The sequence below is a fragment of the Virgibacillus byunsanensis genome (genome assembly GCF_042675965.1).
GTDB classification, from domain to species: Bacteria; Bacillota; Bacilli; order Bacillales; family Amphibacillaceae; genus Virgibacillus_R; species Virgibacillus_R byunsanensis.
Window position 1 is genome coordinate 1 of record NZ_JBHTKJ010000046.1, and the last position, 14677, is coordinate 14677.

The window sequence follows — 14677 nt, forward strand, 5'->3', positions numbered from 1 at the left end:
ATACATTTAAAATACCACAGTGAAAGACACCATTGTAGGGGTAAAATTATATACTTTCTTATCTTTTGAAAAAGACACAACACTTTCCTTTGATACATGGCATCGAATTGAGTCCAACTACGATTATGGATTCGTCGAAGTCTCCAGCGACGGGGAAAACTGGAATACAGTTACAGAACCCTTTACAGGTAGCAGTGTCGATTGGAACTCAAAAGAAATACAAATTCCAGCAAGCACAACACATATCCGCTTCCGCTATGACACAGATGCCTACACAAATGGTCGTGGCTGGTATGTGACAAATGTTGAACTAGAAGGACAACAACTGGATTTGTTCAGTGATGAATGGATCAAACGTGATTATTAAAGGCTGTTTTTATAAAGTTTGTTGCTTTTGAGAGAATAGATATAAAATGCGACGTAATTGGCAGGTTGATTTTACGCTGCGGGGTTCTTCAGGTACGTGCTGTGCCCGCAGGACAGGCATAGGTGAGATTCTAAAAATGCGTCAGCATGAAGAAGCTCACCAGCCACCCTAAGGTGAGCGAAGTGTATTTCCAGAGCGGTAAGTTGCGTCGCATTCTTTATCAACTATGCAGTTGAAAAAGCAAAAACAGCCTTATTAAAAAACATATATAAGGAGGAGAAACATGAAAGCTATTCGCAAAATAAAAACACCATTTATTCTAGCAGCCATTTTAAGCTTAATCATCAGTCCATTTAACTTCTCTAGTAACACGGCTGAGGCAGCGGAGGATGAGAATGTGGATGACCTTATCTTGTTTGATAATATTCCACAAGCTAATACAGAAGTAGAGGATAACCAAGTAAATTTAAATGCACTAAACGTGTATGATGACGGACACTTTAAAACCGTCTCTGAAAATCTTACTTGGGACTCAAACAATGAGAATGTAGCTACTGTTGATGAAAATGGTGTTGTTACCTTTACAGGTCAAAATGGCCGTTCATTTATCAGTGTTACAAACGGAAATTTTACAGACCGTATCGCTGTACACAACAAGCCGCATGAAGATCCGGCCACCGTAAAAGAAGATGATGCGCGTTACAACGTTATTGAAAGTGCCATAGATGGGATGACGTTAAATGAAAAAATTGGACAAATGCTCATGCCAGATTTCAGAAACTGGGATGGTGAAAATGTCACAGAAATGCTACCTGAAATAGAACAGGTGATCGATGATTATCATCTCGGCGGTGTTATATTATTCCGTGAAAATGTGGTTACAACTGAGCAAACTACTAGATTAGTAGCAGCCTATCAAGAGGCAGCTGAAAAATATGGACTGCTGATGACGATTGACCAAGAAGGTGGCATTGTCACACGTCTTCAATCAGGAACAGACATGCCAGGAAACATGGCACTTGGAGCTACTCGCTCTACTGACATTACACATGATGTCGGTGAAGCAATTGGCCAGGAGTTAAACTCACTTGGCATCAATATGAATCTGGCGCCTGTTATGGATGTCAATAACAATCCGGACAACCCGGTAATCGGTGTTCGCTCATTTGGAGAATCCCCTGATTTAGTAGCAGATTTAGGGATTGCTTATACACAAGGTCTACAAAGTACTGGAGTTGCAGCAACTGCAAAACATTTCCCTGGTCACGGGGATACAGCAGTTGACTCCCACCTTGGATTACCAGAAGTACCACATGATAAGGATCGCTTAATGGATGTGGAGCTCTATCCGTTCCAGCAAGCAATGGACGCTGGAATTGATGCGATCATGACAGCACATGTCACGTTTCCAAAGATAGATGATACAAAAGTTATTTCGAAAAAAGATGGCACAGAAATTTCTTTACCAGCAACACTATCCTATAAAGTGCTTACTGGGTTAATGCGTGAAGAAATGGGCTATGATGGTGTCATTATCACCGACGCGTTAAACATGAACGCTATTACCGATCATTTTGGATCTGTCGATGCCGTTATCCGTTCTGTTAAAGCAGGTACAGACATCATTTTAATGCCTGTAGGTTTAGAAGAAGTGGCTGATGGCTTACGTGATGCAGTCGCAACAGGAGAAATAAGTGAAGAGCGCATTGAAGAATCAGTGGAACGAATTTTAACATTAAAAATTAATCGCGGGGTAATTAAATCTGAGAATCCACCTTCCGTAGATGAAATGGTAGCTAACGCTGAGGAAGTAGTTGGAGCCCAAGAACATAAACAGGTAGAACAAGAAGCTGCTAATCAATCGATTACACTCGTACAAAATAAGGATGCCCTTCCTTTCAAGTTTACGAATGAAGATAAACTTGCAGTCGTTGGGAACACCTTTATCAGCAGCTTGTACGAATCTGTAAGTTCTTATCACGAAAATACAGACCTTGTAACTGCTTCTGGTCCATTGACTGATGATCAATTGGCAGAACTAGAGGATGCAAATGCAGTTGTTGTTGGAACGTATACGTACAACGTCAACGGACGATCAGAAAGTAGTCCACAAATGCAGATGGTCAATCAACTGATTGAAGAATTGGATGTGCCTGTCATTGGTGTTGGGATCCGTAACCCGTACGACATTATGGCATTTCCGGAAATTGATGGATATTTAGCTCAATACGGATTTAGAGAAGCAAGCTTTGACGCTACAGCAGCAACACTATTTGGTGAAAATAATCCATCAGGACTTTTACCAGTAACCATTCCAGGTGCAGATGGTGAAAGTGTATTATTTGATTATGATCATGGTCTATCCTACTAAATATATTTTAAAAGGAGCGTATATATCATGAAAAAACTAATTTTAGCATGTCTAGCACTCGTTTTTGTGGCTGGTTCACTAACCGTGGCCGCTTTCGCAGATAATAGCAACAATAACGGAAAAGCTAAAGGAAAAGATAAACAATTCCAGTTAGGTGTTGAAGTTTTACTGGATGAACAAAAAGATTTAATTGAAGGCAAGCGTGTGGGCCTTATCACAAATCCTACTGGTGTGGATAAGGAACTCAACAGTATTGTTGACCGCCTGCACAATGACCCAGATGTTGATTTAACTTCATTATACGGCCCAGAACATGGTGTCCGTGGTAATGCGCAGGCTGGTGATTACGTAGAATATTATATTGATGAAACAACAGGATTGCCTGTCTATAGTTTATATGGACAGACTAGAAAGCCAACACCTGAAATGCTTGAGAATGTAGATGTACTTTTATTTGATATCCAAGACGTTGGAACACGATTTTACACGTATATTTACACCATGGCATATGCAATGGAAGCAGCACAAGAAAACGATATTGAGTTCATGGTACTTGACCGTCCAAATCCGTTAAGCGGTGCTAAGGTGGAAGGTCCTGTACTTGATCCTGATTATGCCTCATTTGTAGGCAACTATCCGATTCCGCTTCGACACGGTATGACCGTTGGTGAGTTGGCTAAGTTATTTAATAAAGAATTTGATATCGGTGCAGATTTGACTGTAGTTGAAATGAATGGCTGGAAACGCAACATGTACTATGATGACACACCTCTAGAATTTGTATTGCCATCACCTAACATGCCAACGTTTGATACAGCAATGGTTTATCCAGGTGCAGCATTAATAGAAGGAACAAACCTTTCAGAAGGTCGCGGCACAACTAAACCATTTGAATTAATTGGAGCACCATATGTAAACAGTACTGAATTTGCAGCAGCGTTAAACGATCTAAATTTACCAGGAGTATCATTTAGAGCTGCTTCCTTTACACCGTCCTTTTCAAAACATAGCGCTACATTAAGTAACGGTGTACAGATTCATGTTGATCACAAACAGTCGTTCCATCCTGTGGAAACTGGACTACACATCGTGAAGACACTTCATGATATGTACCCAGAAGACTTCGCATTCCGTGCTGAAAATAGCGCAGGCGTATCCTTCTTTGATAACCTAATCGGTAACGGCTGGATACGGGAAGCAATTGAAAATGGCGAATCAGTAGAAAGCATGAAAGAAGAATGGGGAGGCGAACTGGAAGAGTTTAAAAATGTTCGTGAAAACTATTTAGTATATTAATAGGAAAAGCGACAGCCTTGGAATAGTGGCTGTCGCTTTTTGAATTAAAAACAGGATGCTCCTCAGCCGGAGCACCCTGCCCTATTCTAAATTGTTGTGAACTTTGGCTTCTTCATACTAATCTTTGGCCAGTTTACCGAAAACTTTGGCCAGTATGTATGAAACTTCGGCCACTTCTCACAAAACTTTGGCTTTTAACCCTTTATAGCACCTTCTGTCATACCTTTTGAAATTCTTTGCTGGAAAATAGCATACAGAATAATAACAGGCACGATCGCAATTACTAGACTGGCAAACAGCGTTCCCCAGGCATTGGTATATTGTGCTTCACTACTAATGAAATCAATTGCCAAGGCTAAGGTGTAGTTCCCTTCGCTTTGTAAAAAGATTAATGCCATAAAGTACTCATTCCAAAACTGAATCGCATTCATAATCGTTACAGTAATGATACCCGACATGCTTAATGGAGTGATGATTTTTAGTAACACTCCGTATGGGGACATGCCGTCCATTGCTGCCGATTCCTCGAGTGACTTTGGAATGGTGCTCATAAAACTGGTTAACACAAATATCGTAAACGGCAACTGACTGATTGCATATACGATTGCCAAACCAAAGATATTATCTAGGAGTCCAAAATCCATTAATAGGAAGAATAATGGAATCCATCCTAACACCATTGGGATCATCATAGCAGATACATACAATGTGAATAGAAAGTTACTGCCGCGGAACTTTAATCGCTCAATTGCATAAGCAGTTGGGATGGCTAGTGCCAACGTTAGAAACGCTCCTACTACTGTAACAATTAAACTATTAAAAACGCTTGTATCAATATTATAATTCGACCATGCACTGACGAAATTTTGAAAGCTGAATGATTCTGGAATACCCCAGGGATTAGCATATATCTCGGCATTCGATTTAAACGAACCTAGGAACATCCAAAAGATCGGATATAACACTGCGATTGACCATAAGACTAATGGAATTCGTATTCCAGTTCGTCCTAATATCTCACCTACACTACGTTTCACGTTATTTCCCTCCTCCTGTTTTCATTAATACTCAACCTTGTCTCTTCGCATAAATAACTGTAAGATCAACACGGTTATTAATGAAAGAATTAAAATCATTACACCAATTGTGGCTCCATAACCAAAGTTGTATTGTACAAATGCTTGCTGATAGAGATAGGACCCCATAACATGTGTGGCGTTATTTGGTCCTCCCCCTGTCATGACTTGAACAATGATAAAGGAACCATTTAATGTAGTGATAACAATATAAAGGACGGAAATTTTTATTTGCGGCCACACAAGCGGTAATGTCACCTTCCAAAATTGCTGCCACTCATTTGCGCCATCAATTTCGGCTGCTTCATAATAGCTTTTTGAGACATTTGCAATACCACCCATTAACATAAGCATGAATAAACCAATACCAGCCCAGATAGATGGTAAAACAAGACTAGGTAGTGCCCAGGTTTCATCACCTAACCATGGTCTAGTCAAGCTCTCCAAACCAATAAATTCAAGCCCTGAGTTAACTAGCCCTAGGCTCGGATTGTAGATAAACGTCCACAAAATCCCGATAACCACAACGGACATAATATTTGGGAAGAAAAATACAATGCGGTAAAATGGAGCCTCTTTAATCTTTAATTGTGTCAAAGCAACAGCAAAAAACATGGCTAGAATCATAATACCAATAACCTTTGTTGCAACAAGGAAGTAATCATGGACAATGGTATCGGGGATGATGGAATCATTAATCAATTTTATGTAGTTGCTTAGTCCAACAAACTCTTTATTCTGTGACGACCCGGACCAATCAAAAAAGGAATAGTACAAACCACTAAACAATGGATAAAGGGTAAAAATGGCAAACATAATAAAGGTCGGAACCAAACAAAAAGCTAGAAATATATATTTTTGTTTTTTAGACTGTACCATCCAATCACTCTTTCTATACTTGTGAAATAAATAGTATGGAACATAAAGGCGGCGTAAATTGCCTTTACATTCCATACCGACTTACATGACTTACTTATTCTCCGCGATATTCAGCTGCTGCTGCTTCCGCTTCTTCCACAAATTCCTCTGCTGTAATATTACCAAGCATTAAGGATATTAGTGAGTTACTGATAGGTGTTTCCAAATCAGAACTCATTGGATGTGGTTTTTCATAAATTTGAACTTGTTCTGGATCATTGATCATTGCGTTTGCATCGATTAAATAACCAGGAACGTTTTCATTTTCAGTTAGATCCACACCAGTGATATTCATAATTGCTCCAGTATGCTCAGAGAATGACATTGCATATTCTCTTGTGAAAGCAAACTCTACAAATGCTTTTGCTGCTTCAGGATTCTCAGCCTGTTCAGCAATTGCTAATGGACGTAAATCTGGAACAACCGCATATGGCTCTCCTTCACCTTGCATAGGAGATGGAATAAACCCAAATTCGAAGTCTTCAGGAGTATCATTTGCCATTTCATTTGGTAACCAGAACCCTACTGGAATAAATGCATTGTTACCAAGTAGGAAATTCATTTGTGATTGGGTATGGTTTAATGCACCAACACCAGAATCAATCATACCTTCTGTCTGCATTCTTTCTACACGTTGCATAATTTCAAGTACTACATCACTAGTCCATGCACCTTCTTGACCAGTAATCAAATCAGCAAGTAACTCATCGCCACCAGCTGCACCAAATGCGGGGTAAAGCATTCCACGTAGGAAGTAATATGGGTGTTGACCAGTTGTTACAAACGGATCAATTCCTTCTCCATCTTTAATTTCCTGCATAGAGCTCATAAAGCTTTCAAAATCAGTCGGAACGTCATAGCTGCCGTTTTCCCCTACTAGATTTTTGTTATACCAAGTTCCCCATGTATCAAAAACAAGTGGTAGTGAGTAAATTTCGCCATCAAACTTACCTGGTTCAACGATGAAGCTATCTACTAATTTATCACCATTTTCCAGTTCAACACCTTCAACCCATTCTGATAGATTCATTAACTGTCCATCTTCTACCATTTGAGTTTCACTTGATCCAGCACCATCAATGTATACAACATCAGGTGGATCCTCAGATACCCAACGCGTACGCATTTCATCATTAATGTTCGGACCAGCATGTTCAATAATATTTACATCTGGATATTCTGCTTGAAAATCAGCAATAACTTCTTTCCACCAAGAATCACCATAACCACCTACGAAGTATTGAATTTCAAGATCTCCTGAAATTCCTCCATCTCCTTCACTACTTCCATCATCATCTGATGATGTATCCTCGGTACCACTGTCATCATCTGTTGCACCATCATCTGAATCAGCATCATCTGATGAACAAGCTACGACTAATGCAAGCATTAAAATCGCTACCATAAGAAAGAATAAACGACCTTTAAGTAAATTTTTCAACCTATTTGCCCCCTTTTTGTTTTTTAATTAATATATATGAAACGCATTAATAGTTCATGTAACCTATTAACTATTAATGGGGTTTCTGAAAATATGATTACCTTTAGAAAACCTGGCTTATCGCAGAAAGCCTAAGTTGCACCTAGATAAGAATGTTTTATATTTTCCTATCCACTACATAATCAATTGCTTCTCGCACATAACCTTTACTTTCGGCGATAGCATGTTTGGCTTCTTCTAATGTAGCTCCGGCTTCAATCATAACAATGGCCGGTTTTACTTCATTTCCAGTTATATGAAGCACTCGTTCTGCTTCCTCATACGCTGCATTTGTGATCTCCATAATAGTTCGCTTTGCACGTTCCATTAATTTATAATTGCTTGCATGTACATCGACCATAAGATTTTCATGTACTTTGCCTAATTTGATCATCGTTGTCGTGCTGATCATATTAAGAATCATTTTATGTGATGTAGCTGCTTTCATACGGGTTGATCCTGTTAACACTTCCGGACCGACTATTACCTCTATCTCACAGTCTGCAAAACTGCTAATCAATGAATTTTCGTTACAAGATAATGACACGGTATACGCTCCCATTTCTCGAGCATATTTTAGTGCACCAATCGGATAAGGTGTTCTGCCACTTGCTGTTATTCCGATTACGACATCGTCTTTTGTGAAGTTTCTAGCTTTTAAATCTACTTCACCTTGTGCCTCATCATCCTCAGATCCTTCTGCAGCATTAAAGAATGCACCATTTCCACCCGCCATTACGGTTTGCACCATATCTGGTGGTGTCATAAATGTTGGTGGACATTCAGAAGCATCTATTACGCCTAGTCGACCGCTTGTTCCAGCTCCAACGTAAAAGAGTCGGCCACCCTTCGCCAAGGCTTTGTAAATATGCTCTATCGCAGTATCCACTTGAGGCAACACTGCCTCCACTGCTTTTGCTACTTTTTGATCCTCGTCATTAATCGTTTTTAAAATTTCTATCGTTGACATTTGATCCATATTCATACTATTTTCGTTTCTCTGCTCTGTAACTAAATTCGATAATTCCATTAGCATGTTAATCTCCTAACCTTACAATGTCGTATTTCTTTTTAACAGATTCGATAGATTAGTAGTAATCGCTAATGAAAGCGACATATCAACCTCATTTGTATGTAAAAGCGCTTTCATGTAGTTAGCTTCATTATAGTCATACTGAACTATTTTGTCAATGAATCGTTAAAAAGTAGTAATAAAATTTCAATTTGTACAAACCTAGCCGATTATGAATCGCTATCGATCATTTTTTAAGGATATAGCGCTTCTTCTCTTTTACACCATCTCTTAAAAATGACACGGCTTCTCTTGTTTCGTCTAAATGCTTAATCGTATCCTCATACTCCTCAGATGCTAAACACATCAACAGAATATCAATTACATGGAGTTGTGCAATCCTGGATGACGTTGCCCCGCTTCTAAACGTCGCCTCCCTTGCTGCTGAGGTATGTAGTTGTATATCAGAAAAAGGCGTAACAGCTGATCGTCCGTATTTAGTAATACTAATTGTCGTTGAGTCTTTTTGTTTGGCCAGTTCTAATAAATTGACAACTTCCTTTGTATTTCCTGAAAAAGTAACCCCCACAACAACATCTTCTGGGCCTTTATTGGCAATGGCTGTTGCTGCCATGTGCACATCTGAAAAAGACTGTGCATTTTTGTCAATCCGAATAAACTTCTGTTCTGCATCCTTTGCTGCAATATAGGATGCCCCAAATCCGATAAACACGATTGATTTAGCCTTCCCAAGCTTGTTAACAGCTTCCTTCAAACTCTCTTCACTCATAATGTCTACGGTTTCTTTAAGTGTTTGAATGGTGTTAGACGTTACCTTATCAATGATGTTTCTATATTCTTCATTTGGTTCAATATCCCGGTAACCTTTAACAACTTTTGCCTGTAAATCACCCGCCACACGGATTTTCAGCTCTTGAAAACCATTAAACCCAAGTGATTTACATAAACGAATCACCGCAGCACTGCTCGTTTGACTCTTTTCGGCTAACGTTAATGCGGTTAATAATATGGATTCCTCTGGATTATTCAATATATACGTTGCTATTTTTTTCTCCGATGGTGGCAAGCTATTAAACATTTCTTTTAAAATTACAAGTCCACCTTTAACATGAGACACCATTATCACCTTCTACATTGATTTAACGATATGATCGATTACTGTTTGACTTGGAACACGATTTCGCATCATATATGCTCCAATTAATGCTCCCCCAACAGGAGACATTTTTGGTAAAACTATCTTTATCGTATCACACTGTTGTAATTTATTAATAATTAAAGAAGGTAAAATTTCTTTTTCACTAAAAATACCACCGCATAATACTACTGTTACACCTTCTTGGTCAGCAAACAATTTTTTATACAACGTCTTAATACTATTGCTTAGTTCATCGACCACGTCGATTAATAGATCCTTCGCTACCGCATCATGCTGCTGATATGCTTCCAATACAATTTTGGAAAGTGGTGATATTTCATTTTTAGGTGTCTCTTTGGCATAAATAGTCTCAATTAAATCACGGGGATTAGTTACATCAAAATATTGGTACATCATGTTTAGTAACATCGTATCCGCACCACGTCCGTCATAGGCCTTTAGTGCAGCAATGACACCACGTCTTCCAATGTCATAGCCACTTCCTTCATCACCAAACAGGTATCCCCAGCCTCCAACACGTTCATGGACATCTTGACTATTAATACCATACGTAATCGATCCGGTTCCTGCTATTTGAACGATCCCTGGTTCACCATATGTCCCTGAATATAATGCATTAATCGTATCAGGTTCAACACCAATAGCTGGTATATGTGGCGCTACCTCCTTTAGTATCTTTTTTAAATTTTGTTGTGATCGTTCACTTCCTGCCCCTGATATGCCTGCAAAGAGTGTGTCTACACGTTCAAATGATGATGATGCCTGTTTTTTTAAATCATCCAGCATGTTATGAAACGTTTGCTTAATAGCTTGCCGAGACAATACATTTGGATTAGTAGCCCCTGCTTTGGCAACTGCCACAACATTCCCATCCATGTCTGCAATCATCGCAATCGTTTTCGTCCCTCCACCATCAATACCCATTACGTAGCCCATATTTTTACCATCCCTTACTCGTTGTTATCATACAAATGACATGCCACCCAGTGATCATCTTTTACTTCTTGATACTTAGGATTTTCGACCACACAACGTTCATGCGCATGTGGACATCTTAATCTAAACGGACATCCCGACGGCGGATTTGCTGGGTCCGGTACATCCCCTTGTAAAATAATGCGCTCTTTCTTCTTAAACGGATCACTCGAAGGGATCGCTGAGAGCAGGGATTCTGTGTAGGGATGCAATGGGTTACTGTACAGCTCATCTGTTGGAGCCATTTCCATCATTTGCCCGAGGTACATAACACCTACACGATCACTAACATGTCTCACTACATTTAAGTCATGTGAAATGAAAAGATACGTGAGCTTTAAATCCTTTTGAAGATCAATGAGTAGATTGAGGATTTGTGCTTGTATCGAAACATCCAACGCCGATACTGCTTCATCCAAAATAACAACCTTTGGATTTAAAATTAGTGCCCTGGCAATACCAATTCGTTGCCGTTGCCCTCCACTAAATTCATGAGGATGACGATTGATCTGCTCTTTTGACAGTCCTACCTTTTGGGCAATATCCAAGATCCGACTTTCTGCTTCCTCTTTCGTACAGACATGATGTGTGAGCAGTGGCTCCATCAATAATTTCTTCACTGTCATCCGAGGATTTAACGAGCTGTATGGATCCTGGAAAATCATCTGTAAATCCTTACGAAGTTTTCGGAAATCCCCTTTTGAAAATTCCAGAATATCCTGCCCATCATATAGAATTTCTCCAGATGTAGGCTCATGTAATCGTAAAATGGAACGGCCAGTAGTGGATTTACCACACCCACTCTCACCAACAAGTGAGAACGTTTCTTCTTCTTTAATCTCGAAACTAATTCCATCTACAGCACGAACATAGTTCTTTGTTTTTTTAAAAATACCTGATTTTTGAGGGAAGTGCTTTTTTAAATTGTTAACCTTTAATAAGACATGATCTGTGCTCATTCTTTCTCCCCTCCATCTTTATACAACCAGCATTTACTTGTATGATCTTCATCAATCGGAAATAGTGGCGGATCATGAGCCAGACATATATCCATAACATGTGGACATCTAGAAGCAAAGCGACACCCTGATTCATTTAACTCTGTCGGTGTAGGAACATTACCTGGTATAGAGTACAATTTCTGTGACTTATCACCTAATGATCGAACAGAATCCAGTAAACCTACTGAGTATGGATGTGTCGGATTTCTAAACAATTCTTTAACCGTCGTTTCTTCTACTAACGTTCCAGCATACATAACCGCAACCCGTTCACAAGTCTCCGCTATTACGCCAAGATCGTGTGTGATTAACAGAATAGATGTATCATAATCCTCTGTTAACCCATTCATTAAATCAAGGATTTGCGCTTGAATGGTCACATCTAATGCAGTTGTTGGTTCATCAGCAATTAATAGTTTCGGTTTGCATATTAATGCCATGGCAATCATGACCCGTTGACGCATCCCACCAGAAAGCTGATGCGGATAGCTCTTCAGCAATTTCTTTGGTTGAGCAAATCCAACTTTATCAAGAATATCAATGATCATTTCCTGCATTTGTTTCTTGGTATATCTCCCGTGGAAGCGCAGTACCTCTGAGATTTGGTGCTCAATTGTAAATAATGGATCCAATGCTGTCATCGGCTCCTGAAAAATCATGGAAATTTCATTACCACGAATGTTCAACATCTCTTTTTTGGATAGCTTCGTTAAATCGGTGGTCTTATCAAGTACAATGTTTCCATTACTTACCCGTAATACATCAGGTAACAAGCTTAAAATCGATAGAGATGTTAAACTTTTACCACTACCTGATTCCCCAACAATCCCATATTTTTGTTTCTTTTTAATGGATAAATTTAAATTATTTACAACGTTAAATGTTTGTTTATCGATTTCCACATCAATTGATAGGTCGTTAATATCTAATAGTGTAGTCATTGTAAAACGCTCCTCAAGTCATCTATCCGTTTGAGGGCATCAGGTTGTGTATACGCAATTTTCCCCATAATTACTTGCTTTTGTGCACCTGTTGCTGAAGGGATTTGGTTATACTTGCCTAAAATACATTGATACCCTAATACCGCAAACGCCATAGCTTCTTTTAAATCACTTGATATATGAAAGTGTTCATGTGTATATATAGTCATCTCAGGTAGATGATGCTTTAATCGTTCGATTAGAAATGGATTATAACTACCCCCACCACCTACGATTACTTCATTAATTTCATAGCCTTTATCCACTAAGAATTGTTTATAGCTATGTGCGATTGAGACCGCTGTCCATTCCGTCACCGTCGCAACTAAGTCAACTGGTGATAACTGATTATATTCGTTAAAAATGTCATCCACAAATTGTTTCCCAAATAGCTCCCGACCTGTTGTTTTTGGTGGTTCAATCTGGAAGTATTCATGACTGATTAGTTTGGTTAACAAATCTTGATGGATCTGGCCCTGATAAGCCATTTCCCCGTCCTTGTCATAATGACGTTCCCCGTCTGTTACTCGGAAAACAATTTCATCGATCACCATGTTACCAGGTCCTGTATCAAACGATTGCGTTACATCACTAGGACTGTTCTTCGGTACATAGGTAACATTTCCAATCCCACCAATATTTTGGATGGCACGAGAACTGTTAGGATTATTAAATAACAAATAATCAACAAAGGAAACGAGTGGTGCACCTTGGCCACCTGCAGCCATATCTGCCGTACGGAAATCACCAACAACCGCTATGCCAGTAGATTCTGACAGGGTTGATAGATCCCCTATTTGTAACGTACTTGCTACATCAACTTGATTTTCCCCGTTAAACGGCTGGTGATAAATCGTTTGTCCATGTGAGCTAATGAAATGAACATCCTCTTTTACTAGGTTTGCTTTTTCCAGAAGTTCATTAACAACACTACCGAATTCTTTTCCTAGAAACATATTGGCAGAACATATCTTTTGTAAATTGGCACTAGATGGATCGCATAATTGTAATAATTCTTCTCTTATTTCTTTAGAATAGCTTCTGGTAATCGAATCGATCATTCTAACGACTACATTTTCATCCATTCCATCTATTTCAACAAGTACCGCATCTATTCCATCAAGCGACGTACCAGACATTAATCCTATACCCACTGTTTTCGTCATCTTATTCACCTCCATAATATCTTACTTTAGTTTTGGATCTAATAAATCTCGTAAACTATCACCAAATAAATTAAAACAGAATATCGTAAACACAATAGCCCCGGCTGGGAACAAAATCGTCCAAGGTGCAAATTCCATATAGGCACGACTTGAATTTAGCATCACACCCCAAGATGGGTCTGGTGGCTGAACACCAAGTCCTAAGAAACTTAGAGCTGCTTCCGTTAAGATAGCACCTGAGAGTCCTAATGTAATTTGTACGATAAATGGCGCCATAATATTAGGGGTAATATGTTTTAAAATAATGTTGATCGGTGAAACACCAATCGCTACAGCATTCGTAATATATTCGTTCTCTTTAACACTAATAACCGTTCCGCGCACAATCCTTGTGAACACTGGAGTAAATACGATTCCAATTGCGACCATCGTATTGGTTAAGCTTGGTCCAAGTACAGCAACAATCGTTAATGCTAACAGGATATCAGGAAATGCAAAGAACACATCCATAATCCGCATAATAATTTGATCGGCTTTACCTTGAAAATAACCAGCAATTAAGCCAAAAATGAGACCGCATGTTGCGCCTATGCCAACTGCAATTAACCCAACCTGCAACGAAACTTGAGTACCATAAATAATTCTTGAAAATATATCACGACCAAACTCATCTGTCCCAAAAATAAATTGTCCACTTGGACCTTCCATCGTATGTTCTGTAAACATTTGCTCCGGACTAAATGGGGCAATAATTGGTGCTAACAGACCAATAATAACAACCAATAGCACACCAACAGATCCTATTAACCCTACTTTATCATGTATTAATCGTTTCAGAAACTTTCTCATTGGATC

The 14677-nt window shown here is 39.1% G+C and carries 13 protein-coding genes; 3 read left to right on the forward strand and 10 right to left on the reverse strand.

Going from position 1 to position 14677, the window contains the following annotated elements:
- Positions 1-19: 19 nt before the first annotated feature.
- The 3 genes from ACFQ3N_RS15190 to ACFQ3N_RS15200 all read left to right on the forward strand — a co-directional run bounded on the left by ACFQ3N_RS15190 (position 20) and on the right by ACFQ3N_RS15200 (position 4034).
- Positions 20-367 carry a hypothetical protein gene (locus ACFQ3N_RS15190; RefSeq protein ID WP_390363389.1) on the forward strand — a complete coding sequence of 116 codons (348 nt, stop codon included), beginning with the start codon at positions 20-22 and terminating at the stop codon, positions 365-367.
- A gap of 283 nt (positions 368-650) precedes the next feature.
- Positions 651-2738 (forward strand): glycoside hydrolase family 3 protein, encoded by a 2088-nt coding sequence (locus ACFQ3N_RS15195; RefSeq protein WP_390363390.1) that lies wholly within the window; start codon positions 651-653, stop codon positions 2736-2738.
- Between the two features lie 27 nt (positions 2739-2765).
- On the forward strand, positions 2766-4034 hold the full coding sequence (locus ACFQ3N_RS15200; protein WP_390363391.1) for an exo-beta-N-acetylmuramidase NamZ family protein: 1269 nt from the start codon (positions 2766-2768) through the stop codon (positions 4032-4034).
- Between the two features lie 194 nt (positions 4035-4228).
- Here ACFQ3N_RS15200 and ACFQ3N_RS15205 read toward each other — a convergent pair whose 3' ends face one another.
- The 10 genes from ACFQ3N_RS15205 to ACFQ3N_RS15250 form a co-directional block, all read right to left on the reverse strand.
- On the reverse strand, positions 4229-5071 hold the full coding sequence (locus tag ACFQ3N_RS15205; protein ID WP_390363392.1) for a carbohydrate ABC transporter permease: 843 nt from the start codon (positions 5069-5071) through the stop codon (positions 4229-4231).
- A 24-nt stretch (positions 5072-5095) separates the two neighbouring features.
- Positions 5096-5989, reverse strand: coding sequence for a carbohydrate ABC transporter permease (locus ACFQ3N_RS15210; RefSeq protein ID WP_390363393.1), 894 nt, complete (start codon positions 5987-5989; stop codon positions 5096-5098).
- Positions 5990-6083: 94 nt separating this feature from the next.
- On the reverse strand, positions 6084-7469 hold the full coding sequence (locus ACFQ3N_RS15215; protein ID WP_390363394.1) for an ABC transporter substrate-binding protein: 1386 nt from the start codon (positions 7467-7469) through the stop codon (positions 6084-6086).
- Positions 7470-7626: 157 nt separating this feature from the next.
- Positions 7627-8538, reverse strand: a complete 912-nt coding sequence (murQ, locus tag ACFQ3N_RS15220; protein WP_390363395.1) for an N-acetylmuramic acid 6-phosphate etherase — start codon at positions 8536-8538, stop codon at positions 7627-7629.
- Between the two features lie 229 nt (positions 8539-8767).
- Positions 8768-9658: a MurR/RpiR family transcriptional regulator gene (locus ACFQ3N_RS15225; RefSeq protein ID WP_390363396.1), complete on the reverse strand. Its 891-nt coding sequence runs from the start codon at positions 9656-9658 to the stop codon at positions 8768-8770.
- Positions 9659-9670: 12 nt separating this feature from the next.
- Positions 9671-10636 (reverse strand): N-acetylglucosamine kinase, encoded by a 966-nt coding sequence (locus ACFQ3N_RS15230; protein ID WP_390363397.1) that lies wholly within the window; start codon positions 10634-10636, stop codon positions 9671-9673.
- A gap of 14 nt (positions 10637-10650) precedes the next feature.
- A complete protein-coding gene (locus tag ACFQ3N_RS15235; RefSeq protein WP_390363398.1) occupies positions 10651-11634 on the reverse strand; it encodes an ABC transporter ATP-binding protein in 984 nt (327 codons plus the stop codon).
- On the reverse strand, positions 11631-12617 hold the full coding sequence (locus ACFQ3N_RS15240; protein ID WP_390363399.1) for an ABC transporter ATP-binding protein: 987 nt from the start codon (positions 12615-12617) through the stop codon (positions 11631-11633). Before ACFQ3N_RS15240 ends, ACFQ3N_RS15235 begins: the two co-directional genes overlap by 4 nt.
- Positions 12614-13822 carry an anhydro-N-acetylmuramic acid kinase gene (locus ACFQ3N_RS15245; protein ID WP_390363400.1) on the reverse strand — a complete coding sequence of 403 codons (1209 nt, stop codon included), beginning with the start codon at positions 13820-13822 and terminating at the stop codon, positions 12614-12616. The genes ACFQ3N_RS15240 and ACFQ3N_RS15245 overlap by 4 nt, the downstream gene beginning before the upstream one ends.
- A 21-nt stretch (positions 13823-13843) precedes the next feature.
- On the reverse strand, positions 13844-14671 hold the full coding sequence (locus ACFQ3N_RS15250; RefSeq protein ID WP_390363401.1) for an ABC transporter permease: 828 nt from the start codon (positions 14669-14671) through the stop codon (positions 13844-13846).
- Between the last annotated feature and the right edge of the window lie 6 nt (positions 14672-14677).

Excerpts from the sequence above, each read along its gene's own strand:
- ACFQ3N_RS15230 (WP_390363397.1), bottom strand. The coding sequence starts at position 10,636 with ATGGGCTACGTAATGGGTATTGATGGTGGAGGGACGAAAACGATTGCG.
- ACFQ3N_RS15245 (WP_390363400.1), bottom strand. The coding sequence starts at position 13,822 with ATGACGAAAACAGTGGGTATAGGATTAATGTCTGGTACGTCGCTTGAT.
- ACFQ3N_RS15210 (WP_390363393.1), bottom strand. The coding sequence starts at position 5,989 with ATGGTACAGTCTAAAAAACAAAAATATATATTTCTAGCTTTTTGTTTG.
- ACFQ3N_RS15240 (WP_390363399.1), bottom strand. The coding sequence starts at position 12,617 with ATGACTACACTATTAGATATTAACGACCTATCAATTGATGTGGAAATC.
- ACFQ3N_RS15250 (WP_390363401.1), bottom strand. The coding sequence starts at position 14,671 with ATGAGAAAGTTTCTGAAACGATTAATACATGATAAAGTAGGGTTAATA.
- ACFQ3N_RS15235 (WP_390363398.1), bottom strand. The coding sequence starts at position 11,634 with ATGAGCACAGATCATGTCTTATTAAAGGTTAACAATTTAAAAAAGCAC.
- ACFQ3N_RS15200 (WP_390363391.1), top strand. The coding sequence starts at position 2,766 with ATGAAAAAACTAATTTTAGCATGTCTAGCACTCGTTTTTGTGGCTGGT.
- murQ (WP_390363395.1), bottom strand. The coding sequence starts at position 8,538 with ATGGAATTATCGAATTTAGTTACAGAGCAGAGAAACGAAAATAGTATG.
- ACFQ3N_RS15195 (WP_390363390.1), top strand. The coding sequence starts at position 651 with ATGAAAGCTATTCGCAAAATAAAAACACCATTTATTCTAGCAGCCATT.